Consider the following 24,758-nt stretch of genomic DNA (forward strand, 5'->3'; position numbering starts at 1 on the left):
ATAAGACAATTCTAGATGGAATCTTTAATCTTATTTTAATCTTTTTCCTTTATGATGAAATAGTAGATAAACATGATATTGGATTTTAAAGAATGGAGGGGATTATTGATGAAAAAAGTAGATAAAAATAACATGATCAATATGATTTTATTAATTGCAGGGGTAATCTGTATTATAACGGGGATTATTATCGATTTTAGGCTCATGCGTATACGAGGGTTAAAAGATATTCATATTTGGGCAGGTTATATTATGGCAATGGGAATGATCATTCATGTTGTATATCACAAAATGTGGATTACCAACATGCTGTCTCGTGTGGGTATTTCTAAAAAAGAATAGCAATAACAAGGATTTTACACCTGTAACAGAGTATTAAGTAAAACAGATGAAATGGGGTGAACTTAATGCGGCTTTTACTTGTTGAAGATGAACCTGCACTGCAGAGTATATTATTGGCTCGTTTAAAAGAAGAAGGTTACGGAACGGATGCCTGCAGTGACGGGCTGGAGGCGTGGGACTTTTTAAAACTTACGGAATATGATGCTGTGATTTTGGATATTATGTTGCCAGGAATGGACGGGTTGACGATTTTAAAAAATTTGCGCCAAGCTAAACAAACCATACCGGTGTTGCTGCTTACGGCAAAAGACAGTATTGAAGATCGGGTGGCGGGGCTTGATCTGGGGGCAGATGATTATCTCGTAAAGCCATTTGCCTTTGCCGAACTTTTAGCACGGCTGCGAGTTCTTTTGCGAAAAAGCAATGCCATAGCAACCAATCTTATGGAATGTGAGGCTTTGGTGATGGATATGGGTTCTCATACTGTCAAACGTGAGGAGCAATTCATCGTTTTGTCGAGTAAAGAATTTGCCATTTTAGAATATTTGCTACGTAATCAGGGTAATGTTTTATCACGGGAACAGATAGAATCGCATGTTTGGGATTATGGCTTTGACGGCGGGTCAAATGTGATTGATGTGTATATACGGTACCTTCGCAAAAAAATAGATGATCCATTTGAAAGAAAGTTGATTCATACGGTGCGCGGAGCAGGGTATGTGCTGCGAGAAGAAGTCAGATGAAAACAGTATCGATAAAAATGAAAGTAACACTTTGGTATACTGGTCTGTTTATTATTTTGCTAGTTGTTTTATTTGCTGTAGTGTATATAACCACAGGGAAGGTCGTGCGAATTAATTTAGAAAAGCATCTGGAAGCGGAAGTTTATGAAAGTGCCAGAGATGTTGGTTTTCAACGGGGCAGTTTTGATTTGGAAAATGTAAATCCGTTTGATCATGGCGTTCGTATTTCTGTGTATAACGATAATGGCGTTTTAGTGGGGGGGACTGTTCCCAAAAATTTTCCCCATTTGAATTTTCGGGATCAGGTTATCCAGTCTGTAAAAACAGAGCAGCAGGATTGGGCCGTTTTTGATTTTCATTTTCTACCGCAAGGATCAAATCATCAATATTATTGGGTTCGGGGTGTTATTTCACGCAGTGATTCGGGCGAGATTGGTCGGCAGGTTCTCGTGTCTTGTGCGTTGTTTTTCCCTGTATTGGCATTGGTGGCTGGTTTCGGTGGTTATTGGATTACCAAAAAATCATTTCAGCCAGTTGTCAAGATCAATGAAGCTGCTGCTAAGATCAGCAATGGCGGTGATTTATCGAGACGAATCGAACTGAAAGGTGACGTGAAAGATGAAATTTACGAATTAGCGCAGACGTTTGATAATATGTTTAAGCGGTTAGAATCGTCGTTTGACAAAGAACGGCAATTTACATCGGATGCATCACATGAACTTAGGACACCAATTTCCGTGATCATTGCTGAGGCAGAATATGGACTTTCGCAGCAAAAAAAACCTGCGAAGCTGGTCAGTTCTATGCAAAATATATTACAACAGGGTAAAAAGATGTCTCAGCTTATAGCTAATTTATTACTCTTGTCCAGAGTTGACAATGCCAAAGAACGAATGTTATTCGAAAAAGTTGATTTCAGTGAACTGACAAAATTTGTTCAGGAAGAAATGCGGTTGGAAGCAGAAAAAAAGAGTATAGAGATAGAGACTTTTATCGAACCGGATCTTTTTATAAAAGCAGATCAAACCTCGCTCATGCGGATTTTGATTAATCTAATTTCGAATGCCATTAAATATGGAAAAGTGAATGGCTGGATAAAAATTTCTGTATATAAACAGGAACGTTATGTTGTTGGCAGTATTGAAGACAATGGGATCGGTATAGCAATGGAAAATCTGCCGAAAATTTGGAATCGTTTTTATCAGGTAAATACGGCTCGCAGTGCGGGCGATGAGCATGGAACTGGCTTGGGACTCGCCATGGTGAAATGGATGATTGAATATCATGGTGGCACGATTGCGGTTGACAGTAACCTAGGCCGGGGAAGTACCTTTGTTTTTAGACTTCCTATTGAACCGGAACCTTGTGTCAAACAGTAAAAAATCACCAACACATCAGTTGTGATGTGTTGGTGATTTTTTATGTTTATAGAATTTTACAGTTTTAGTAAAGCTTTCCCCTGTATTTCTTCTGGATGCCAGGCAATAAGAATGAACTTCCCGTTCGTATGGGTATTGACTTTATTGATCCATTCGATTTCATTACTTGCTTTGGCTGCGAGTAAGGCATTTGTAGTTTTTGTTTGATAGAGAGAATTATTGATAATCCACCAGCCAATTTTGATTTTAGCCCGTATTAAATCTTCTTCTAAACGTAGTGCTTCAAAAACAGGTGTTGCTTCAGCAAGTGTTGTGATCAGTACTTCCGTTTCGTTGCTGCGCAGACGCGGTAAAAGGTTTCTTACGGCTTCCGGGATAATACCATTCGTGCGTTCAATTTCATGGTTATAATTAACGGTAGAATCAAGCAAGAGTAAAGTATGACCTGTTGGAGCGGTATCAATGACCACAATTTGCTCATCGGCTTTGTTGATGATTTCTGCAAAAGCACGAAAGACGGCAATTTCCTGCGTGCAGGGTGATCGTAAGTCTTCCTCTATATAGGCCATATCTGATTCATTCATCGTTTCCCGGGCTTTTGAGAGCACTTCCTGTTGGTATTTACTTAATTCGGCTTGTTCATCGATTTGACTCATGGTGATACCATAACTTTCATCGATAATAAATTTAAGATGAGCAGCGGGATCGGTTGTTGCCAGATGAACTTTTTTATTTTTCTTTGCTAAGCCGACAGCGATGGCAGCTGCCATTGTTGTTTTACCAACACCGCCTTTACCCATCGTGAAAATGACTTTTTTATTTGTTTTGATAATATCGTCAATAATATCAGATAAAGCCAAAGGATTGTCGGTTAGCAGCTGAGTGTTGGCAGGACTGGCATAATCCTCGGTTAAAAGGGCACGAACATTTTTTAGACCAGTGATGTTATAAGCGCGAAGTGGTATGCTATAGTGAGGCATTTCCAAAAGGGCTGAGGGCATCTGTTTTAAAGCTGCCTGTTGTTTTTTGTAAAGACCAGTTGAAATACTATCATCATAAACCATGAGCAGACCATTGATAATGAGCTTTTGGTTTTGAATTCCCAGCTCAGAAAGTTCTCTCGCTGCTCGAGCCGCTTCTTTTAGTGGTGATGTTTCTGGTCTGGTGATGAGAAGCAAAGAGGTTTTGTTTTCATTCGCTAGAGCATCTACTGCTTTTTTATACACTGCTTTTTTGCTTTCAAGACCTGAAAGCTGACCAAGACAGGAAGCACCATGTGTACTTTCACTAATGAAGCTATTCCACGCAGAAGGTAATTGCAGCATCCGCAGAGTATGTCCGGTTGGTGCTGTATCAAAAATAATATGATCATAGGAATTTTCTAAGGTTTCATCGGTAATGAACTTAGAAAATTCATTAAAGGCTGCGATTTCCACGGTACAGGAACCAGATAATTGTTCGGACATATTTTGAATGACCGGCTCAGGCAACTTGCCGCGATATGGTGCGAGAACGGCTTCGCGGTATTCTGCTGCTGCTTGTATGGGATCTAAATTGATTACAGTAAGATTTGGAACATCTGGTATCATCGTACCTTTGTTGTTTAGTGTAATCGAAAATACGTCTTGCAGGTTCGAAGCTGGATCTGTGCTGATCAAGAGGACCTTTTCCCCTTTGTCGGCCAGTGTCACGGCGGTGGCACAAGCTGTTGAGGTCTTCCCGACACCACCCTTTCCCGTGAAAAAAAGATATTTTGTAAGATTTATTTTATTGATTTGGAACAGTTCCATTACATTATTCTCCTTTTGCTTTCGAGTCTTGAGCACTGAGTTTTTTTAGTTTTTGTCTAGGCTTTTTGGCGGGTTTTGCCAATTGGCTGGCAATTGTTTCTGGAAGTGAAAGCAGTTTTATTAAATCTTCATTTGTGGGATAATGCCCGGTAATTACGATTCGATCATGGAGTAGTGTAATAGGAAGCTCCTTTAAATCATGGCTGTTGATGAATTCATTGACGATTTTATTGTCGATAAAAGCTTGCGGCGCACTGTTTAAATTAAATCGACCAATCTGAATTCCATTTTCATTTAAAGTATTTAATGCTGTAGAAATCCTGAGCAATTCGGCATCGATAGAAACACCACAAAGGCCAGTTGAGCAGCACATAGCTGGTTCGAAAATTTGTAATTTGTCCATAAAAAATCTCTCCTTTTATTTGTTTGGTACGATTTTGCAAATGCAATCTTTTGTATTTGTTGCTAAGTTATGCAGGTCGAATTCTAAATATTGGATACCTGTTTCGTGGAGTGAATAATAACTCCATTTGCCATCGCGGCGTATATCAATCAATCCACAATCAAATAATTGTTTCATGTGATGCGATAATGTTGATTGTGAAATCTGAAGCTTTTCTAAAATATCACAGGCGCACATTTCTGAGCAGGAAATCATATCAAGAATCATCAAACGGTTGGGATCACTAAGTACTTTGAATTTTTTCGCTGTTTCGCTGTAAGATTTTATCATGGTGTGCTCTCTCTCTTTCATAGGATGAATTTATTAATAAATACATCGATGTGTATCAATGTGTTTACTATAACAAACATATCGATGTATGTCAATGTATACTGCTGTTAAGATTCGTATTTTTTATATTTCCGTTATATAATAGACCATATTGCTATATCTTTTTTATTATAGCTTGATGGTAGATTTTTAACCGCATTATTATAGAGACTGAGGTGTTCTTTTATGGATAAAAAGAAACAAAAGATAACATTGGCACTTTTAACGGCTATGTTTTTAGCTGCGTTTGACAGTACGGTTATTGCAGCAGCAGCACCTGTGATTGTTAAAGATTTGCAAGGGTTTGAATTAATTAGCTGGATTTTTTCCCTCTATCTTTTAACATCGGCTATTTCAACGCCAATTTATGGAAAATTAGCCGATTTATATGGTCGCAAAAAAATCCTCTCCTTGGGGATTTTGATTTTTTTAGTGGGAAGTTTATGCTGCGGTTTTGCGCAGACGATGTATCAGTTAGCCGCCTATCGAGGCTTGCAGGGACTGGGCGCCGGAGCAATTTTTACAGTAACATTTACGATTATCGGGGATATTTTCACATTAAAAGAACGGTCCGTCGTACAAGGTGCGATCAGTACTGTTTGGGGTGTAGCCGGACTTTTAGGTCCAGTTTTAGGGGGATTCTTAATTGATGCATTATCCTGGCGCTGGATATTTTTTATCAACATTCCGTTTGCTTTGTTTTGTGTAGTTTGTTTGAATTTGTATCTGCATGATTCGGTGGAACATAAAAATCCGTCCATTGATTATATCGGAACAATCTTGCTGTCGGGGGCAATTGGTGTATTTTTATATGGTGTTATGGTTGAACAGCAAGCCGTGTATCAAGTGATCGATAGTATTGGCTCATTGCTTATTTTTGTTATTTTTTATTTTGTCGAAAAAAATGCAGTTGAGCCGATTGTGCCGGTGTGGATTCTGACAAAGTCAACGATTCTAATCAATATTGTTACTTTTTTAGTATCAATGCTTCTCATTGCGATCAATGTATATATGCCTTTTTATATTCAGCTGATTTTAGGCTATTCAGCGACGATTGCAGGAATAACATTGGTATCTATGTCAATTTCCTGGTTTTATTGTTCGACGATGCTGGCGGCTGGAATGGAACGTTATGGAGCAAGGCGTGTAGTTTTAGTTGCTAGTATTTTACTTATCGTAAGTATGGCTTTACTTTGTACGGTAAGTCCGGAAACTTCTTTGTGGATGCTTTCTTGTTATGGTTTTATTTTTGGTATGGGTTTTAGTGGAACATTGAATACGTTGATGTTTACGATTCAAGATTCAGTAGGATATGCCAATCGCGGGGCGGCAATTGGGTTTAATACATTAATTAAAACTTTGGCGCAGACGATTGGAATTAGTTTATTTGGAGCCTGTATCAATATGAGATTAGATGCTTATTTTAGAGGCCAAGCACAATTTTCTATTGATATAAATCATCTTGCATCGCCAGAAAATGGACTTTCTTTAGAACAAATCCAAACAGCACTTTTTTCGGCAGTTCATTATGTTTTTTTATTGCTGCTGGTGATTAGTCTGCTGAACTTTGTTTTTGCTTATTTTTTGCCAAAGAAAACAGAAATTGAATCTCAGAATATATAAAATGCACTTGTGGCAATAAAAATAAGCGTAGTGCGTCTTACTAGATATCAACTACTTTTGACAATGCATAGTAAATCGACAAAAGATGATTTATAATGAAGGGAGATAGAGGCAAGACGGCTAAGTAGAGGCAAGGAGACGTGTGCCAAGATCTGCTTAGTAAAATCTAAAAAAGCAAATGCTAAAATGGCTGTCGAGTGCTTGCTGGAAAGCAGGACTGACCTTATATGAGCAGATTGCGGTGAGGAATGTTGTTTGTGCAGGAACAAAAAAATGAATTTACGGACGTTTTTCGACAAGAACAACACAAACTCATTCGTTATGTTCAATCCCGGGTAAGCAATATTTCGGAGATGGATGCAGAAGATATTGTGGCGGATGTGGTATTTAATGTGTATAACCGTGTGTTGGCAGATCAACCAGTGGAGAATTTAATAGCCTATTTATATCAGGCTGTCAAAAACAAAATAAAAGATTATTTTCGCAGACCAAAACCTGTATTATCATTAGATGAAGTAGATAAGACGACTGGTATTTCTAAAGCAGAACGGCTTCTCGATGAGAATGGCAATGTGGAAGCGGAATTAGAACAAAAAGAATTTATTCTTAAATTTAAGGCAGCGTTATTACAGTTAGAACCTAAACAGCGTGCTGTCTGGGTGGCTACGGAATTGGATGATTATACATTTAAAGAATTAGCAGAAAAATGGAATGAACCAATCGGGACTTTGTTGTCGCGCAAAAGCCGCGCCGCAAAGGTACTTCGTAAGGCGCTTTCAGATAAATGATTGGTAGGAGGCTTTTTTATGCAATGGAATTGTCATTTTTGTACGACGAAAACAAGACATATCCTCGTGCAAATTTTATTGGGTTTAATTTTAACCCTTACTCTAGGTTTGATTTTTGGTTTTTTTGTCATGCTTTTATGGAATCCGATTGTACCCGTTTTATTTGGATTTCATACAATTACGTATTGGCAATCCGTTGGGCTTGTAATTATGCTGCGTTTACTTTTTGGCGGACATCATAATTATCATAAACAACCAGATCAAGAAGCAGCTCGCTGTAAAACACATTTTAGTAAATTGATGGAGTCATGCCGCAATACAAATGTGGGTGCATCTCATGTAGATTATGAAACATGGTGGGAAGACGAAGGGAAAATTTCCTTAGAAAAGTATATAAAAGATGTTGAAACCAAAAAATGAAAAAAATCAATGCTATATTAAGTTGCATTAAATATTCTATATGGAAATTGTCAGAAAGCGGGTTATTAGGTTGAGTCGCATTACGGAGGAAGTAAACGATGTCCTATACCCAATTCCTGACAGCCTAATAGGTTAACTTTCTTTAATGCACATTATATATAAATATCATTGAGTGAATATTTTGGACAATGAAAAATTATAAAATAACAGTGAGGTGGAAACGTAATGGAATATAAAGAAATGACAGCAAGTGAGGCTGAACAAATTTTGGCAAAACAACAGGCTTTTTTTGACAGCCAGGCGACCAAAGATATCGATTTTCGAATCCAACAGCTACAGATATTGCGTAATGGCATTTCGCAATATGAAAGTAAGCTTGAAGAAGCTTTACAGCTTGATTTAGGAAAACATCCATTTGAATCATATTTAACGGAAATTGGTTTTGTGCTTGGCAGTATTGATGAAATGATGGAAAATGTAAAAGAATGGGCTAAGCCTGAAAAAGTTAATACACCATTGATAATGTATCCGGCAAAAGGTTATATTATAAGCGAACCCTATGGATCGGTTCTTATTATTGGACCCTATAATTATCCATTTCAACTATTAATTGAGCCACTGATTGGCGCAATGACGGCTGGAAATTGTGCAGTAGTGAAGCCATCGGAATTGGCACCACATACAGCTGCTGTTGTAACAGCCATGATTACGGAATTTTTTGATCCCAATTACATTTGTGCGGTTGAAGGTTCAGTCGATACGAATACAGCTTTGTTAGCTCTGCCGTTTGATTATATTTTTTTTACAGGCAGTGTGCCAGTGGGGAAAATTGTTATGAGAGCTGCCGCAGAGCATTTAGTGCCGGTTACCTTAGAACTGGGAGGAAAATCACCAGTGATTGTTGACGAGAGTGCTAATTTGAAGGTAGCGGCTAAACGTATTATATGGGGTAAAACCATGAATGCAGGGCAAACTTGTGTAGCACCGGATTATCTTATGGTGCATGCTGCCGTTAAAGATGACTTGCTTGTAGAAATGATTGCTGCGATTAAAGAATATTTTGGTGCGGATAGTAAGATAAGTCAATCCTTTGGACGAATCATTAATGCCCGCCATTTTGCGCGGATCAAAGGGATGATTGATCATGACAGAGAACATATTTTGTATGGCGGTGATACGGATGAAATAGAAAGGTACATTGAACCAACGCTGATTGATGCAGACTTTGAGCATCCGGCGACTATGACCGAAGAAATTTTTGGTCCGGTGTTACCAGTTTTAACATATCGTGACTTAAATCAGGCTATTAAAGAAATCAAACGACGCCCGAAACCGCTTGCGCTCTATTTATTTACTGAAAATGAGAAAAATAAAGAGAAAGTATTACAGGAAACATCATCTGGTGGAGCTTGTATCAATGATGTAATTATGCATTTGGCAAATCCCAATCTTCCTTTTGGCGGTGTTGGGAGTTCGGGACTAGGTGCTTATCATGGAAAAACTAGTTTTGTTACGTTCTCGCATAAAAAATCAATTTTGACTAAAACAACAAAAATAAATTTACCACTTACGGTGCCACCTTATAGTGATCAAATGTTAAAAAATCTTAAATTTGTTATGAAATAAAACAAAGCAAAGCGTCCTATATTCTTTTATGTAAAGATACAGGACGCTTTGTTTGTGTATATTATATTTTAGAGAGGTCGATAAGAAGGTGTAAATATAATATAACACAGATGATAATGATTTTCAATAGTGAACTGAGTATTATTTTAACCGATTTTTTTCTTGCAAATAACGAAAGAAAGACTTAAAATAAGATAAAACAATAAACAGTGATAAACAATAATAGCTAAGCATAGTTGGAGGGATAAAATGGAAGCATATGCTGCAAGTGAAAGAGTACTGCGTCTGAAAAATAAAATGCTTGCTGAGCCTCGTTATGCATCGATCGAGCAGGCCCTTATTATCACGCAGACTTATCAAGAAAACGAACAGGAACCAGTAATTATTAAGCGGGCACTGGCCTTGAAAAATGCTTTGCTGAAAATGGAAATTGGTGTGGATAAAGAAGAGCTTATTGTCGGGAATCGTACGAAAGGTGTTCGGGCGGGGGTTGTTTTTCCGGAAAGTGGCAGTTCATGGGTTGATCGCGAATTTGAAACATTACCAGTGCGTCCACAGGATAAATTTTATGTACATGACGAAGATATTTTGTTGTTTCGCCAGCAGGTTAAGCCATACTGGGAGAATCGTTCTTTAGAAGATGTGATTCGTAAACGTTATGGATCTGAAATCGATGCAATTGCTTCGGTCGTAAAAATCAATCAGAAAGATCATGCACAAGGGCATATCTGTCCGGACTGTAAGACTTGGCTGCTTACGGGACCGACTGAACTTAAGCGGCAGGCAGAAGTCGAATATGTAAAGACCACGGGGACAAAACAAAATTTTTATCAAAGTGTTATGTTGGTTATGGATGGTGTACATGCTTTTATGATGCGCTATCATGATCTTTTACTAACGACAGCAGCACAAACAACAAACGAAGCAGAGCAAGCGAATCTAATTGATGTAGCGGGGATTTGCCGGAATTTATCCGTATCACCACCAAAGTCATTTCATGAAGCGGTACAGTCTTTATGGTTCTTATTTGTTGTATTACAGATGGAATCGAATGCATCCTCTTTTTCGCCAGGGCGGGTGGATCAATACTTATATCCTTTTTATAAAGCTGATCTGGATGCCGGAAAGCTTACTCCGGCAAAAGCATTGGAAATTATTGAATGTCTCTGGCTTAAATTCAATGAAATCGTTTATATGCGAAATGCCCACAGTGCTAAATATTTTGCCGGATTTCCGATTGGTTTTAATATAGCGGTTGGCGGACTTGATGAACAAGGGCAGTCAACTGAAAATGAACTTTCTTATTTATTATTGAAAGCACAAGAATTTATCGGTTTACCACAACCCAATCTTTCGGTTCGTCTTAATGAAGGCACTTCAACAGAACTTTTGGAGGCGAGTATTCGAGTTGTAGCGAAAGGCAGTGGGATGCCACAGTTTTTCAATGATAAATCTATTGTTCCGGGAATTCTAGAGCTAGGCATTGAGCCCGCAGATGCGCTGAATTATGCAATTGTAGGCTGTGTTGAGATTACAACGCAAGGCAATAATCTCGGCTGGAGTGATGCCGCTATGTTTAATTTGAATAAGACTTTAGAACTTACCCTAAACCATGGTGTTTGTCTGCTTACCGAAAAACGATTAGGCAAAGATTTTGGCGGACTCGATACGTATGAAACCTTCGAGCAATTGGAAAATGCTTTTGCCAAACAAATTGATTTCTTTTTGGCTAAGATGATTCAAGCTTGTGAACAAGTTGAACAAGCACATATGGATATTTTACCATCGCCGTTCTTATCAGCTGTTATCCAGGATTGTATGGAAAAAGGCTTAGATGTGACCAGCGGTGGGGCTCATTATAATTTATCAGGTATTCAAATGATCCAAGTCGCCAATCTTGCTGATAGTTTGGCCGCCATCAAAAAATTAGTTTATGATGAACAGAAGATTACACGTGAAATCTTGTTAAAAGCACTGCAGAATAATTTTATTGGTTATGATATCGTGCGAGCTATGCTATTAAATAAAGTGGATAAATATGGAAATGATGTTGCCTGGGTCGATAAAATTGGTGCAAAATGGGCAAGGTATTTTCGAAATCAATTGCAAGTCTATACGAATTATCGTGGTGGTAAATATCATACCGGTATGTATACAGTTTCAGCGCATGTTCCGATGGGAGAAAATGTGGGTGCTTCACCGGATGGACGTTATGCTGGTACACCGCTTGCTGATGGTGGTATGTCACCGGTTTATGGGCGTGATAGTAAGGGGCCGACGGCAGTACTTAAGTCGGTGGCAGAGTTGGATAATAATCTTACGACGAATGGCGGACTTTTGAATATGAAATTTCTGCCGGACTTTTTCGCTACCGAAACTGGAATTCATAAATTTGCAGCGTTTTTACGAGCGTTTGTTGATTTGGAAATTCCGCATATTCAATTCAACGTTTTAAATCGAGAGGATTTATTAGCCGCACAAGCGAATCCTGAAAACTATCGAAGCTTAACCGTGCGTGTTGCAGGCTATACAGCATATTTCACTGAACTGGATGGGAAACTGCAGGATGAAATTATTGCGCGTACTTCTTATGATGCGATTTGACATATTTATGAAAATTTTCTTGCAAACTTTGACTTTTACAGGTAATGTAATAATGAGTGATAAAAAACAATAAAAATAACAAAAGTGTTAGAAAACTATAGGAGTGTTGTTTACATGTTAGTATTAATCGATCACGCAGATGTTGAGGAAATCAAAGCTTTATATGATGAATATCCATATGATGGAGTAACGACGAATCCCTCTATTTTAAAAAAAGTCGGTAAAAATCCGATGCAGGTTTTAAAAGAAATTCGCCGGGTAATTCCGCAGCAGGCAGATTTGCATGTACAATTGGTGTCTTTGAAAAAAGAAACTATGTTAAAAGAGGCGCAGCATATTTGGGATGAATTAGGCAAAGGCACTTATGTGAAAGTTCCAGTAACAGCAGAGGGATTCAAAGCAATCGCAGCTATGCATGCAAAAGGCATTACAAATATTACTGCGACAGCAATTTATACTGCGATGCAGGCGTTTATGGCGGCAAAAGCCGGGGCACGCTATACAGCACCTTATGTAAATCGCATTGATAACCTTGGTGCGAATGGAATTGAGACCGCTAAAGTAATTCATTCGATGTTTCGTCTGCATAATCTTCAAGCGGATGTTTTAGCCGCCAGTTTCAAAAATTCTCAGCAGGTCTTAGAACTTTGCAAAGCAGGGATTGGTTCGATAACAGCGGCTCCTGATGTACTTCGTTCTCTCGTACAGCATGACTCTACAACAAATGCTGTGGGTGTATTTACGACTGACTTTTATTCATTATTGGGTGAAGGAAAAACAATGGCGGATTGTTAAGTGTCGATCGGCTAGAAAAAAATTTATATAGGCCTTGATTGGTCCATTTGAAGTACTACAAAATCGAAATGATTTTGTAGTACTTCTTTTTGGGGGACGATTTACGATTTATGGTATAATAATCAGAGGTTTTTCGTATTATTTTTTGTGGGAATAAAAGAGTTTCGTTGGTAAAAGTTTCTCGAAAAGTAGAAAAACTTTTAAGACTGGTAAGTATAAGGAGAAACCGCTATAATATATAAGTAAAGTTTATCGAAGATTAAGGGGGATCATTTTGTCGTTAATAGGTAAGGCGGTTATTGCCCAAGGGGGCGGGCCGACATCAGTAATCAATCAAAGTTTAGTTGGAATCATTGAAGAAGCAAAAAAATATCCTGAAATTACACGGATTTATGGTGCACTTCATGGCGTCGAAGGAATTATCCATGAAGATTTTATTGATTTGACACAGGAGACTCGTCGAAATCTTGATGATGTGGCTCATACACCATCATCGGCATTACTGGCAACACGGGTCAAGCCAGATAAAGACTATTGCTGCGAAATTTTTAAGGTTTTAAAAGCACATGAAATCCGTTATTTTTTTTATATAGGCGGAAATGATTCATCTGATACGGCACGAATCGTGGATGAATATGCTAAGGCCGAAGGGTATAGGATGCGAGTCATTCACGTGCCGAAAACGATTGATAATGATTTGTGCACAAATGATCATACACCAGGTTATGGATCAGCAGCCCGCTTTGTGATGCAGGCTTTTTCAGGGACAAATCTTGATATGCGAGCTTTGGGCGGAATTTATATTGGAATTATCATGGGGCGTAACGCGGGATTTTTGGCAGCCGCAGCCAGTGCGGCCAAGCAATATGAAGATGATGGTCCGCATCTTATTTATTTACCGGAAAGACCATTTGAGTTAGATACTTTTTATAAGGATGTACAGGAAGTTTATGATCGCTATGGACGCTGCGTCATTGCTGTATCAGAAGGAATCGCTGATGCAAATGGTGTACCAATTGTGACGAAATATTTAGAAGAATTGGAAAAAGATGCTCATGGCAATACAAATATTTCGGGTAATGGTGCTCTCGGAAAACTCTTAGCGGATAAACTTAAAAATAAGCTGAAAATCAGACGTGTTCGTGCAGATACATTTGGCTACATTCAACGCTGCTTTTTGGGCTGTTTATCTGATACAGACTGTAAAGAAGCTCGTGAAGTAGGTGAAAAAGCGGTACAGTTTTCGGTATTACAAGAAAAAGACGGATCGGTTTCAATCCGCAGGATTGGCAATTATGCAGTACAATATGATTTAGTTCCTTTTGCGGCTGTTGCCGGTTTGACTAAAAAAATGCCGGATGAGTTTATTAATGATAGCGGTAATAATGTAACGACCGCTTTTCGTGATTATCTCAGACCGCTTTTAGGAAATGGAATACTTAAAGTGGCAAGGTTTAGAGCCCCGCGGGTAGAAAAAATACTTTATAAAGAGTGAATTTTTGCAGGCAGATAAATCTGTCTGCTTTTTGTAGATTGGAGACAGTTTTGGCTTTAGAAAGAGAAATGTTTTTGAATTAAAATGCAATTCCTAGAAAAGAAGATTATACTACTATATAAAGAGCAGAAAGTTGTATTGATACAAATCAAAATAAGGGTGGTATGTTCTATGAAATTGCGACGAATTTTAGCTATGGCGGCTATTTTAATGGTTTTGTCTGTTGGTAGTGTTTTTGCCATGCAGGCACAGTGCGATGGCAAACCTTTTATCAAAATCGAAAATGCGAACGGGGCTATAATGAGTGTTGCACCAAAAGTTAGTTATTCAGAATTAAACGGTCAGAAGACAATTGAATTTTTAGCTTCAATAGAGGTGGAGAAAGACAATCGATTTATATATTCGCATATCGTAGCGATTCCAGAAGAAATGAAATTTCGCTTTATAGAGGTTACGACAATTGACACGAAAAGCAAAAAAGCTATTGCTCAGCAAAAAAATCTAGATTGGGTAGTCTATACTAAAGATACATCGGTTGATAAATGTTTAAGCTATATTAATAAACATCCAGATCAATTTCAAAAAATTGAGAGTAAATAAGTTTTCGTACTAAATCGACAGACTATATCTGCCGATTTTTTTTGCCCAAATGAAGTTTATCGTTCGTTATAAAGGATAAATTGATCTATAACGCGAAATGTTACTATTTACATGGAAAATATAAGAGTGGGAAGTGGCACCATGATTCAACCCAAATATAAAGCGGCAGGCGCCTTAGCTTTAAGTATTGTCGGTTTTTTGTTTACGTATCCATATACGGCTGGTTTTGCTGGCGGTCTTTTAAATAATGGTTGTTTAGCAGCTGTGATCGGTGGGCTGGCAGATTGGTTTGCGGTTACAGCAATTTTTCGTAAGCCTTTGGGAATTTCTTATCGCACAGCAGTATTGCCGCGAAATAGGCAGCGTATTATCAATGAGATCATTGAATTTACCGGACGTGATTTGCTAAATACGGAAAACATTATGAAGATCGTCTACCAATATGATATGGCAAAAATGTTTATTATGTATCTGGAAGAGCATGATGGCAAAGAGAAAGTAAAGCGGGTTATCAATCAATTGGTTTATGCTATTTTTACCGAATTAGATACAGTAGAGATTGGTCAAACAATAGAAAATGTTGTTAAGAGTGCTTTAAAAGAATTTCATTTGGCACCAGTTCTCATTGCCATCATGCAAGAGTCGCTTCATAATAAATATGGAAATGAAGCCATGGATTTTTTCTTTGATGAATGTGATGCTCTTTTATTGGACGAGACAACCCATAAGCTTTTGGTAAACAGTATGGCAGCAATGAAAGATAATTATGAGAAAAATTCTACCGGACGAAAAATGGTTGGCTTTGTATTGGATTTATCACCGGAACGTTTGGCACAAATTGTTGAGACGGAATTAGGGGAATATGTAAAAAACCTCAAAAATACACAACATCCACTGCGACTGAAACTACAAACATGGTTGAGTCAACAGATTTGTGATTTAGGTGAAAAGGTGGAGTATCAGACTAAAATCAGTACGTTGGAAAAACAAATCATTCATGATAAACTGCAAGTTGCACGGAAAATAACGGACTATATTAACGGTAAAATTAAACGAGAACAGGCTAAAATGTCATCGGTCTTGGAAAGTTCCATAGATCGTTTGATTGATGAACAAATCAATCAATTCAAAGCAAATCAGAATTTGCAAAAGCTTGTGGACCAAAAGATAAAATTAAATTTAAATTTGTTTATTCGTGAGCAGCATAGTGTTATTACGCAATTGATTCAAGATCGTCTTAATGAACTTTCGGATACTGCTTTAGTGGAATTGGTTGAAACGAAAATAGCGGATGATTTGCAAATGATTCGGATTAATGGATCTTTAGTTGGTGCTGTGGTCGGAATGGTTTTGTATACGGTTGTGTTTTTAGCGGAAAGGATGTGGGGCTGATGAAGAACTGGAATAAGGCAGATAAACTCCTTGCCGTTGTGACTGCTCTTTTTATTATAGCCTTGCTGTTAAAACTGCAATATCCTGAGAACTTATATATAAAAGGTTTTTTGTTTTGCACAGAGGCCGCCCTTGTTGGTGGCGTGGCTGATTGGTTTGCCGTGACAGCACTCTTTCGCAAACCATTAGGATTTCCTTATCATACAGCAATTTTGTCACGAAAACGGCAAGCTTTTACGAATTCATGTGTCAATATGGTTCAGCAAGAATTCTTTTCAAAAAAAAAGTTATTGTTTCGTATTCGTAAATTGAATCTTTTACAGTTATTCGTGGAGTGGCTGGAAAAAAATCAAATGAAGGAATTTTTGTCTGGGATTATTTTGCAGTATCTTGAGAATGCTCTTAAGCAAGTCGACATACAAAAAACAGCTGGTATTGTAGAAGCTGAAATAAAAAAGAAGCTTTCTATAGTGCCGCAGGAAAAAATTTATGCTGATTTGAAAACATGGTTTGTAGAAAAAGAAAAAAATGAAGAACTGTTTTCGTATCTGATTGAAGAAATAAGGCGAAAGATTTCACAAGAGGAAACAAAATTAGCCATTCAAGAAAGTATACAAACCTATAGTGAAGAAAAAAATAAAAATATTTTTGTGGCCTTCCTTACAACAGCAGCTCAGCTGAGCAATGTTCTTAATTTTGCTGAGGCAGCTTCCGTATTGCAACAGCAAATTCTTAATTTAACAACAGATTTGCTGCAAAAAGACCATCCACTTAGACGGCAGTTATTGGATCAAATTTATACTGCTATAAACCGGATTATAAAAGATGAGTCTTGGCAGACCTTAGTCCTGAAATGGCAAGGTGAAATTGTTGAATCTGTAATGATTAAAGAACAGTTAAGCGAATGTTTAAAACTTGTTTTACAATATTTTAAACGAGAAAATGAAGAGGGAGGACCAAGCAATCTATTGGCTTTGCAAACACCGGTAGCACATATTATTTTAGCGGGGATTGATCGTGGGTTAGTTTTACTTAAGACAGATGAAAAAATTCAGCACACAATTTATCAATTCTTATATGATATGATGGGACGGAGTGTTTTACAGGCACAGCTTATGATTGGGTCAATTGTCAAAGAGGCTCTTTCGGCGATGAGTGATGCCCAAATGAATCAGCTGGTATATAGTAAAGTGGAAACAGATTTATTATGGATACGCATGAATGGTTCGATAGTGGGAGCACTGATTGGGCTGATTTTATTTTCACTTTCACAATTATTGCAATGATCCATAAATATTCTTGTCTCAGTTAGGCGGGCATTTATAATTGAATACTAAAAAACAGCAATTTGTGCCAGATCATCTGGTACGAATTGCTGTTTTTCGTATACTGTCTATTCAAATATAAAAGAGAATTTTTTCCCCGGTATAATATAGTTCAATAAAAATTCTTCATTATTTAAAACTTTACCGACAACATTGACTCGTTTATCAGCTGGCTGCGGCATTTTGATGATTTGAAGTTCTCCCATATAACGTAGATAATCTTCATTATCGAGGGTGATACTTCCATAGGAACGTACTTTGGTATTGGCTGATTTTATACAGGTTCCATTTAGTAAACTACGACTTTCTTGAGCGCGAACCGCATCACGGGCTTCATCTACTCTGGCGGTAAAGGTGTGAGACAATAGGTTGCGTGTGAATTCATCAGAAGATAACAGCTGTGCTTTGACTTCAATTTCGTTTTCTTTAATCTGGCTCAGCGTTTCAAGCTCTTCTATAGAGGGAAGGGAATCACCAATGAAAATAGAATCTATCCCGATAGCGGCTAAATGCCGTGCGGCAAGACTTACGTCATTATGTCGATGCATTTCAAGGGTAGGAAGTCCAGCTTTCAAAGGTGATCGGCGGCGATGCTGGCTGGGAATAAAGGCACCCACTCGAATGCCGGCTTTGTGAAGCAAAGAGTTCTTTCGTACCAAAGTTTCTTCGCTGATGCCTGTTCCTTCGCGCGGATAGAAATTGTGTAGTGAATCAATATTGGCAAAATTCGCACCCAGTTTCATTAGTTCCATAAGTAAACGTGCTGTAATCGTGGAGGCATTGAGTTGAATTCGAATTTTTTTCGTATTATGGCTGAATTTTGTGATTTGTTCGGCATCATAACCATAATCTAGGCGTAAGGTTTGGATTCCGAGAAATTGAAATGCGGATAAATTAAATTTTTCAATTCCAAGTATTTCTAATGTGGCGGGAGAAATATCACTTATGACTTCCATATTGTTTTTTTTAGCGATATTTAAAACTTCAGAAATTTGCTTTTTTAGACTGCTTTTATCTGTTTCAGGAATGTGCAGGGAGGTAAAAATTCGCTGCACTCCATATTTAGCAGCTGTTTCGATCAATTGGATATTTTCTTCGAACGTATTATCCAATCCGAGATAGATTGCAATGCCCGTTTTCATTTGCATTCGCTCCTTTTTTTTATTTAGTTTTTGCATAAATTTAAAGCAAGCGTACATGGTATCTTTAAAGTTCAGGATCTTGAAAGCCTATGATCCAGGTTGCAATAAAACCGACACTGTAGGCTGTTATAAGTCCTACGAGATAAAATAAAATATGGTCTGTACTTGCGGCAAGGGGAAGTCCTGATAGTCCAATTGAGGTAGCGCCCACTACATTAAAGGCTTGAATCGCTCCGCCAAACGCTCCACCGAAGCAGGCACCAATAAATGGTTTGCCCAGCGGCAGTGTTACACCGTAAATCAATGGTTCACCGATACCCATGATTCCAACAGGCAGGGCTGAGACAATCGTTTTTTTTAAGCGAGAATTTTTTGTTTTAGCGTAGACGGCAAGGGATGCTCCGACCTGGCCTGCACCAGCCATCGCCAGAACTGGCAGTAAGATGGTTACACCGCTGCGCGCTAAAAGTTCCGCATGGATGGGGGTTAAACCTTGGTGCAGACCGGTCATAACAAGTGGTAAAAAAGCACCGCCCAGGATGAAGCCGGTAAAAGCACCACCCTGCTCAATGGCATTTGTAGCAGCAAACCCAATGGCTTCAGAAATGATGCCCCCAAGTGGCTGCAAAAATAAGATAGCCGCAAAGGTTGAAATTAAAATTACGAGCAGCGGCGTTAAAAAAAGTTCTAAGAGTTCAGGGACGCGGGGGCGTATTTTTTGTTCCAGCCACGAGGAAAAAGCAGTAACCAGCAAGACGGCAATAATACCGCCTCGTCCGGGCAGGAGATCTTGTCCGAACAGTGTAATTTGGCTGAGACCGGGGTGCGTAATAATAGCTGCCATCGTCCCCCCAATCATAGGTGAGGCACCGAATTCTTTCGCCGCATTGACACCGACAAATAAATTTATGCCCCAAAAGACAGCATTGCCAGCAATTTTTAAAATTTGAACGGCAGCGGTCTGCTCTATGCCTGGCATAAGTTTAAGTGCAATATTTAAAAGGCCGGTAATCAAGCCGCAAGCAATAAACGCGGGAATTAAAGGAAGAAAGATACTGGAAATTTTTTTTAAGAAAAGTTTAAACGGCGTAGAATTTTTCTGCCGGATTTTCTGATGCAAAATCTCACCAGCATCCATATTTATACAAGATTGGTCTTGCACGGATGAGACCATATTGTTGTTCACTTGTTTTGGCGTTGGGGTATGTAGAATCATATCAAAGGCTTCTTTGACTTTTGTAACTTTGCCTGGTCCAAGGATAATTTGCAGTTCCTGACCGGATTCATTGATACCAAGTACACCAGCAATCTGTTGCAATGAGTTTAGCTCAATTTTAGTGTTGTCTTTCAATATAAGGCGCAGACGCGTCATACAATTTTCGGCAGACAAGATATTGGCTTTCGGGCCAACGAGCTGATAAATTGCAGCAGCGATTTCTTGATGTGTCAAAATGAAACCTCCTGTGTAGTAAAAATGAATGAAACTATTGTAAAGATTGTAGTGCCTTGTGAATAAAACCTTGATGTTCATCAAGAATTTTTGTGGCTGCGTCTAAATCTAATGAACTTAAAATCATGAAGATGGCAAGTTTAACCTGACCATTTGTTTGGGCGAGGCAGGCGATGCTTTCTTGTCTGGTTACGCCAGTTGCTTCCATAACAATATGACGGGCGCGTTCTTCAAGTTTTAAGTTGGATGATTTTACATCAACCATAAGATTGCCATAAACTTTGCCAAGGCGGATCATACAGCCAGTGGATAACATATTTAAAATGAGTTTTTGTGCTGTACCGGCTTTCATGCGCGTTGATCCGGTAATGAGTTCTGGCCCGACAACGGCAGTCAAGGCAATATCAGCAATCTCAGCTATGGGCGAATTTTGATTGCAGGTAATAGCAATGGTAGCAGCTCCAATAGATTTTGCAAAGTTTAGTCCGCCCAGAACATAAGGTGTTCGACCCGATGCGGCAAGACCAACAACCGTATCCAGTGATTGCAATTTTTTTTCTTTTAAATCGTGTGCGGCAAGTTCCGGCGAATCTTCCGCCCCTTCTTGTGACTTAAAAACCGCGGCAGGCCCCCCAGCGATGATTCCCTGTATCAGCTCCGGTTCGATGCCATAGGTTGGTGGACATTCCGAGGCATCCAAGATACCAAGACGGCCGGATGTTCCGGCGCCAATATAAAATAGACGACCGCCTTTTTGGAGACGATTACTAATGAGATCAATGGAAGCAGCAATTTGCGGCAAAATAGATTCAATTGCCTGCGGGACTTTTTTGTCCTCTTCATTCATTAAATGCACAAGTTCAATTGTTGTTGTTTGATCAATAAATGCACTGGCATTATTTCTGCTTTCAGTAGTTAAATTTTCTAGTTGGATCATGTCAGCGGCCTCTTTCTGCAGAGCGTATAGTTTATCCCTTACAACCACTTAATATTAGACATTTCATTCTTTGATTCCTGTATTAAAGTTAAAATAAATAAATATGTTCGGCAGCGAATGCTTTTGTCTTAGAATATTTTGTTGGCATAATCTATATTTGCAGCAGGAAAAGTGGTATGATATAGAGATATGGACTTAACAAAAGTACATATAAATACTTGCGCTAGTGATAGCAGCAATTGAAGCAGAGAAGATGAGGTCTTACCAAAGACTATTTTTTCGTAAGTTAGGTGAAATGAATGAATTGGAAAAGAAATCTTTTTGTCCTTGGGTTTAGTGTGGCCTGTACATCAGCAAGCTATACGATGCTGATACCGTTTTTACCGATGTATCTATTGGAAATCGGCGTCGTGGAAAGTGATGTTGCTATGTGGTCGGGGGTTGTATTTTCTGTGACATTTTTGGTCGCAGCAATTATGGCGCCGATTTGGGGGAAAATGGCAGATAAAAAAGGCAAAAGGCCAATGCTGATTCGGGCTGGATTTTGTTTAGGGTTAGTGTATTTGATGGGTGCTTTTGTTACAAGTCCACAGCAATTATTTGGCATTCGTGTTTTGCAAGGTTTTGCGAATGGCTTTTTACCAGCAAGTTTGGCAATTGTTTCGATGAGTGTGCCGCAAAATAAACTTGGGTATAGTCTTGGCGTAATCCAGACGGGACAGATTATCGGAACGGTTTTAGGTCCGCTTTTGGGTGGGGCCATAGCACATGTAGTAGGCATGCGGTCATCCTTTATTTTAGCCGGGATTTTGTTGTTTTTAGTTACTTTACTGGTGGCTTTTTTGGTTAAAGAACCTGAACATGTGGAACGTGTGGATACAAAGCAGGCCGATGAAGGAATTTTAGATGACTTGAAATATGCATATCACAATCGCAGGTTAGTTGAAATGTTGGCACTTTCCTTTATTATTAGTTTTGCCAATATGGTTATTCAACCTGTTATTAGTTTATATATAGCGCAGCTGCAAGGTTCAATGGATGGTGTCATACTGACATCTGGTATTGTTTTTAGTCTTGGCGGGATTGCCGGGGCTTTGTCAACGACGTTTTGGGGAAGTTTTGGTCAGCGCAAAGGTTATTTTTTTGTGATGGTCTTGGCTTTTTGTGGTGCAGGCGTTTTCAACTTTTTGCAATATTTTCCGGCAACTGTTGTCGGGTTTGGGGTTTTTCAATTTTTGTTTGGTCTGTTTTTTGTCGGTGCTAATCCAGCGGTCAGCGCGACGCTTGTCAAATCGACAAATGCTGATTTTCGTGGTCGGGTGTTTGGTTTAGCTACCGCGGCGAATCAATCGGGTGCAATGGTAGGTCCATTAGTGGGAAGTTTCATTAGTGCTGTTATAGGCATACAATATGTTTTTCTGTTCACAGGACCCATGTTGTTTTTAATTGGGCTGGTCGTATATTACCACTATATAGGACATCAGCATAAAGTTCATAATCATATACCGATTTAATATAAAACAGGCGAAGCAACATGTTTCGTCTGTTTTTTACTGCCGTGATTTGCATTTTTTTTTGCAGTGTGATAAGATTCGGTTTATGGCAAATGCATAGATAACATCGTATGATCGAGTTATACTTTTACATGCAAAGCAAAAAAGAATAGTAGTTTTATCTGCTTAGATCTAGTGAAGACTGAGACAGAAAGGTAATGGTCATAAGAATCGTTATGGATAAGTGCGCCTTTCAGCTGGATTTGGTTGGAAGGCTTTTATTTTGCCAAAAATTATTTTTGGAGGTACAAAATGCAAAACACACGGGTAACAGTAGCGACATTAAGAGAGAGGAAAGAAACAAAAACACCGATTACAATGCTTACAGCCTATGATTATACGATGGCGTCTTTGCTTGATTGTGCGAAGATCGATATGATCCTGGTGGGAGATTCTCTGGGAAATGTTATTTTAGGATATGATTCGACAATACCGGTTACGGTAGAAGATATGATCCATCATGGTCGAGCGGTATGCCGTGGTGCCCAATATTCCATGGTGGTCATTGATATGCCATTTATGTCATATCAAATTTCAGCAGAAGATGCCGTAAGCAATGCTGGACGCATTATGAAAGAAACTCAGGCACAGGCTGTGAAATTAGAAGGTGGGATTGAAATTTTGGCTGCTGTGAAAAAAATACTAGCAGCCGGTATTCCTGTTATTGGTCATTTGGGACTTACGCCGCAATCAGTCAATCAGCTTGGCGGCTACAAAGTTCAGGGGAAAGATCAAATGGCAGCCCAAAAGCTGATGGATGATGCAAAGGCTTTAGCTCAAGCGGGCGTTTCGGCAATTGTGCTGGAATGTGTGCCAGCGAAGCTTGCTGGTACGATAACAGCTGCGATTTCGGTGCCGACGATTGGAATCGGTGCGGGCAATGCTTGCGATGGTCAGGTTTTGGTCGTGAATGATATGATCGGCTTATCAAGTGGTTTTTCACCGAAATTCGTTCATAAATTTACGGATATGAATACACTAGTGCTGACAGCTGTTGCTGACTATAAACAGCACGTGACAAGCAGACAATTTCCCGCCGAGCAGCATACCTTTAAAATTTCAGACGAAATTATTGGAAAATTATATTGAATGTTCATTAACTATAAAATAGGGGTGTAATCCATGAATATTAAAATATTGCGTACGATAGCCGATGTTAAAAACTATATTCAAATAATACGTCGCCAAGGGAAGACAATTGGTTTGGTTCCAACCATGGGAGCTTTGCATGAGGGGCATTTAGCTTTGATGCATGCGGCTAAACAAAAATGCGATATCGTCATTGCCAGTATTTTTGTGAATCCGATCCAGTTTGGAACGAATGAAGATTTTACGACCTACCCACGTGTCTTTGAAAGTGATTGTGTAAAACTGGAGAGTGAACGTGTTGATGCTGTATTTCATCCAGAACCGTTAGAAATGTATCCGCAAGGGTTTAATACATATATTATGGTTGATGGAAGTAAAACAGATAAACTTTGTGGTGCTTCTAGACCAGGTCACTTTCGCGGCGTGGCAACCGTTGTGACAAAACTCATTCATATAACCGAAGCAGATCAGGTCTTTTTTGGTCAAAAAGATGCCCAGCAGGTTGTTGTTATTAAACAATTTGTTCAAGATCTCAATATGAATGTTGTGATTCAAGTGGTGCCGATTGTTCGCGATAAAGATGGGTTAGCGCTTAGTTCACGGAATACCTATCTGTCAGAAACTGAAAAAAAAGCAGCTTATATCTTATCAGTTAGCCTGAAAAAAGCGAAAAGAAACTATTTGGCAGGCGAAACCAATGTCGAAGCATTAAAAAAACTTACGGCTGATTCTATCATGAGTGAACCATTAGCTAAGCTTGATTATGTTGAGCTGTATTCTTTCCCAGCATTAGAAAAAATAGAAATGGTGGATCAAATGGTTTTGTTAGCAGTTGCTGTGAAATTCGGGCAAACAAGATTGATTGATAATATTGTTTTTGGAGGTTGAACACG

At 38.8% G+C, this 24,758-nt stretch carries 22 protein-coding genes; 16 read left to right on the top strand and 6 right to left on the bottom strand.

From position 1 onward, the window contains the following. Positions 1 to 108 precede the first annotated feature (108 nt). From BMY14_RS05810 to BMY14_RS05820, 3 genes are all read left to right on the top strand, one after another. Complete coding sequence (locus tag BMY14_RS05810) at positions 109 to 342, top strand: DUF4405 domain-containing protein (RefSeq protein WP_177177493.1); 234 nt, start codon at positions 109 to 111, stop codon at positions 340 to 342. A gap of 65 nt (positions 343 to 407) precedes the next feature. Continuing rightward, positions 408 to 1,085: a response regulator gene (locus BMY14_RS05815; RefSeq protein ID WP_091830039.1), complete on the top strand. Its 678-nt coding sequence runs from the start codon at positions 408 to 410 to the stop codon at positions 1,083 to 1,085. Beyond that, positions 1,082 to 2,464: a HAMP domain-containing sensor histidine kinase gene (locus BMY14_RS05820; RefSeq protein WP_091830041.1), complete on the top strand. Its 1,383-nt coding sequence runs from the start codon at positions 1,082 to 1,084 to the stop codon at positions 2,462 to 2,464. The genes BMY14_RS05815 and BMY14_RS05820 overlap by 4 nt, the downstream gene beginning before the upstream one ends. A 56-nt stretch (positions 2,465 to 2,520) precedes the next feature. On the opposite strand, the gene arsA is transcribed toward BMY14_RS05820, so the two are convergent. Genes arsA through BMY14_RS05835 form a run of 3 tightly spaced genes read right to left on the bottom strand, consistent with a single transcriptional unit; the run spans position 2,521 to position 4,987 of the window. Then, positions 2,521 to 4,254, bottom strand: a complete 1,734-nt coding sequence (gene arsA, locus BMY14_RS05825; RefSeq protein WP_091830043.1) for an arsenical pump-driving ATPase — start codon at positions 4,252 to 4,254, stop codon at positions 2,521 to 2,523. Positions 4,255 to 4,258: 4 nt separating this feature from the next. After that, entirely contained in the window at positions 4,259 to 4,657 is a 399-nt protein-coding gene (arsD, locus tag BMY14_RS05830; RefSeq protein WP_091830045.1) for an arsenite efflux transporter metallochaperone ArsD, read from the bottom strand. A 15-nt stretch (positions 4,658 to 4,672) separates the two neighbouring features. After that, entirely contained in the window at positions 4,673 to 4,987 is a 315-nt protein-coding gene (locus BMY14_RS05835) for an ArsR/SmtB family transcription factor (RefSeq protein WP_091830047.1), read from the bottom strand. A gap of 225 nt (positions 4,988 to 5,212) precedes the next feature. Here BMY14_RS05835 and BMY14_RS05840 point away from each other — a divergent pair, with 225 nt between their 5' ends. From BMY14_RS05840 to BMY14_RS05885, 10 genes are all read left to right on the top strand, one after another. Next, a complete protein-coding gene (locus BMY14_RS05840; RefSeq protein WP_091830049.1) occupies positions 5,213 to 6,649 on the top strand; it encodes an MDR family MFS transporter in 1,437 nt (478 codons plus the stop codon). Positions 6,650 to 6,897: 248 nt separating this feature from the next. Continuing rightward, a complete protein-coding gene (locus BMY14_RS05845; protein ID WP_091830051.1) occupies positions 6,898 to 7,437 on the top strand; it encodes an RNA polymerase sigma factor in 540 nt (179 codons plus the stop codon). Between the two features lie 18 nt (positions 7,438 to 7,455). Then, the gene (locus tag BMY14_RS05850; protein WP_091830053.1) at positions 7,456 to 7,857 is read left to right on the top strand and encodes a hypothetical protein; all 402 of its coding nucleotides are present in this window, start codon (positions 7,456 to 7,458) and stop codon (positions 7,855 to 7,857) included. A gap of 225 nt (positions 7,858 to 8,082) precedes the next feature. Next, positions 8,083 to 9,483, top strand: a complete 1,401-nt coding sequence (locus tag BMY14_RS05855) for an aldehyde dehydrogenase (RefSeq protein ID WP_091830055.1) — start codon at positions 8,083 to 8,085, stop codon at positions 9,481 to 9,483. Positions 9,484 to 9,732: 249 nt separating this feature from the next. Beyond that, positions 9,733 to 12,087, top strand: a complete 2,355-nt coding sequence (locus BMY14_RS05860; RefSeq protein ID WP_091830057.1) for a glycyl radical protein — start codon at positions 9,733 to 9,735, stop codon at positions 12,085 to 12,087. A gap of 114 nt (positions 12,088 to 12,201) precedes the next feature. After that, positions 12,202 to 12,882, top strand: a complete 681-nt coding sequence (locus BMY14_RS05865) for a transaldolase family protein (protein ID WP_091830059.1) — start codon at positions 12,202 to 12,204, stop codon at positions 12,880 to 12,882. A 274-nt stretch (positions 12,883 to 13,156) separates the two neighbouring features. Further along, positions 13,157 to 14,377: a 6-phosphofructokinase gene (locus BMY14_RS05870; protein ID WP_218144878.1), complete on the top strand. Its 1,221-nt coding sequence runs from the start codon at positions 13,157 to 13,159 to the stop codon at positions 14,375 to 14,377. A 171-nt stretch (positions 14,378 to 14,548) separates the two neighbouring features. Further along, complete coding sequence (locus BMY14_RS05875) at positions 14,549 to 14,977, top strand: hypothetical protein (protein ID WP_091830061.1); 429 nt, start codon at positions 14,549 to 14,551, stop codon at positions 14,975 to 14,977. 141 nt (positions 14,978 to 15,118) lie between these two features. Beyond that, positions 15,119 to 16,369, top strand: a complete 1,251-nt coding sequence (locus BMY14_RS05880; protein ID WP_177177494.1) for a DUF445 domain-containing protein — start codon at positions 15,119 to 15,121, stop codon at positions 16,367 to 16,369. Continuing rightward, positions 16,369 to 17,655: a DUF445 domain-containing protein gene (locus BMY14_RS05885; RefSeq protein WP_091830065.1), complete on the top strand. Its 1,287-nt coding sequence runs from the start codon at positions 16,369 to 16,371 to the stop codon at positions 17,653 to 17,655. The genes BMY14_RS05880 and BMY14_RS05885 overlap by 1 nt, the downstream gene beginning before the upstream one ends. Positions 17,656 to 17,762: 107 nt before the next feature. Here BMY14_RS05885 and BMY14_RS05890 read toward each other — a convergent pair whose 3' ends face one another. From BMY14_RS05890 to murQ, 3 genes are all read right to left on the bottom strand, one after another. Then, entirely contained in the window at positions 17,763 to 18,836 is a 1,074-nt protein-coding gene (locus BMY14_RS05890; RefSeq protein WP_091830067.1) for a DUF871 domain-containing protein, read from the bottom strand. Positions 18,837 to 18,900: 64 nt separating this feature from the next. Then, complete coding sequence (locus BMY14_RS05895; protein ID WP_091830069.1) at positions 18,901 to 20,286, bottom strand: PTS transporter subunit EIIC; 1,386 nt, start codon at positions 20,284 to 20,286, stop codon at positions 18,901 to 18,903. Positions 20,287 to 20,320: 34 nt separating this feature from the next. Beyond that, complete coding sequence (gene murQ / locus BMY14_RS05900; RefSeq protein ID WP_091830071.1) at positions 20,321 to 21,223, bottom strand: N-acetylmuramic acid 6-phosphate etherase; 903 nt, start codon at positions 21,221 to 21,223, stop codon at positions 20,321 to 20,323. Positions 21,224 to 21,522: 299 nt separating this feature from the next. Here murQ and BMY14_RS05905 point away from each other — a divergent pair, with 299 nt between their 5' ends. From BMY14_RS05905 to panC, 3 genes are all read left to right on the top strand, one after another. Continuing rightward, on the top strand, positions 21,523 to 22,737 hold the full coding sequence (locus BMY14_RS05905; protein ID WP_091830073.1) for an MFS transporter: 1,215 nt from the start codon (positions 21,523 to 21,525) through the stop codon (positions 22,735 to 22,737). A gap of 291 nt (positions 22,738 to 23,028) precedes the next feature. After that, positions 23,029 to 23,865 carry a 3-methyl-2-oxobutanoate hydroxymethyltransferase gene (gene panB, locus BMY14_RS05910; RefSeq protein ID WP_091830075.1) on the top strand — a complete coding sequence of 279 codons (837 nt, stop codon included), beginning with the start codon at positions 23,029 to 23,031 and terminating at the stop codon, positions 23,863 to 23,865. A gap of 39 nt (positions 23,866 to 23,904) precedes the next feature. Continuing rightward, the gene (panC, locus tag BMY14_RS05915; protein WP_091830122.1) at positions 23,905 to 24,753 is read left to right on the top strand and encodes a pantoate--beta-alanine ligase; all 849 of its coding nucleotides are present in this window, start codon (positions 23,905 to 23,907) and stop codon (positions 24,751 to 24,753) included. Positions 24,754 to 24,758: the final 5 nt, after the last annotated feature.

It is taken from the genome of Propionispira arboris, from assembly GCF_900109225.1.
In the GTDB taxonomy this organism is placed as follows: domain Bacteria; phylum Bacillota; class Negativicutes; order Selenomonadales; family Selenomonadaceae; genus Propionispira; species Propionispira arboris.

Coding starts and splice junctions, on each gene's coding strand:
- BMY14_RS05810 (WP_177177493.1), top strand. CDS start 109: ATGAAAAAAGTAGATAAAAATAACATGATCAATATGATTTTATTAATT.
- BMY14_RS05815 (WP_091830039.1), top strand. CDS start 408: ATGCGGCTTTTACTTGTTGAAGATGAACCTGCACTGCAGAGTATATTA.
- BMY14_RS05820 (WP_091830041.1), top strand. CDS start 1,082: ATGAAAACAGTATCGATAAAAATGAAAGTAACACTTTGGTATACTGGT.
- arsA (WP_091830043.1), bottom strand. CDS start 4,254: ATGGAACTGTTCCAAATCAATAAAATAAATCTTACAAAATATCTTTTT.
- arsD (WP_091830045.1), bottom strand. CDS start 4,657: ATGGACAAATTACAAATTTTCGAACCAGCTATGTGCTGCTCAACTGGC.
- BMY14_RS05835 (WP_091830047.1), bottom strand. CDS start 4,987: ATGATAAAATCTTACAGCGAAACAGCGAAAAAATTCAAAGTACTTAGT.
- BMY14_RS05840 (WP_091830049.1), top strand. CDS start 5,213: ATGGATAAAAAGAAACAAAAGATAACATTGGCACTTTTAACGGCTATG.
- BMY14_RS05845 (WP_091830051.1), top strand. CDS start 6,898: ATGTTGTTTGTGCAGGAACAAAAAAATGAATTTACGGACGTTTTTCGA.
- BMY14_RS05850 (WP_091830053.1), top strand. CDS start 7,456: ATGCAATGGAATTGTCATTTTTGTACGACGAAAACAAGACATATCCTC.
- BMY14_RS05855 (WP_091830055.1), top strand. CDS start 8,083: ATGGAATATAAAGAAATGACAGCAAGTGAGGCTGAACAAATTTTGGCA.
- BMY14_RS05860 (WP_091830057.1), top strand. CDS start 9,733: ATGGAAGCATATGCTGCAAGTGAAAGAGTACTGCGTCTGAAAAATAAA.
- BMY14_RS05865 (WP_091830059.1), top strand. CDS start 12,202: ATGTTAGTATTAATCGATCACGCAGATGTTGAGGAAATCAAAGCTTTA.
- BMY14_RS05875 (WP_091830061.1), top strand. CDS start 14,549: ATGAAATTGCGACGAATTTTAGCTATGGCGGCTATTTTAATGGTTTTG.
- BMY14_RS05880 (WP_177177494.1), top strand. CDS start 15,119: ATGATTCAACCCAAATATAAAGCGGCAGGCGCCTTAGCTTTAAGTATT.
- BMY14_RS05885 (WP_091830065.1), top strand. CDS start 16,369: ATGAAGAACTGGAATAAGGCAGATAAACTCCTTGCCGTTGTGACTGCT.
- BMY14_RS05890 (WP_091830067.1), bottom strand. CDS start 18,836: ATGAAAACGGGCATTGCAATCTATCTCGGATTGGATAATACGTTCGAA.
- murQ (WP_091830071.1), bottom strand. CDS start 21,223: ATGATCCAACTAGAAAATTTAACTACTGAAAGCAGAAATAATGCCAGT.
- BMY14_RS05905 (WP_091830073.1), top strand. CDS start 21,523: ATGAATTGGAAAAGAAATCTTTTTGTCCTTGGGTTTAGTGTGGCCTGT.
- panB (WP_091830075.1), top strand. CDS start 23,029: ATGCAAAACACACGGGTAACAGTAGCGACATTAAGAGAGAGGAAAGAA.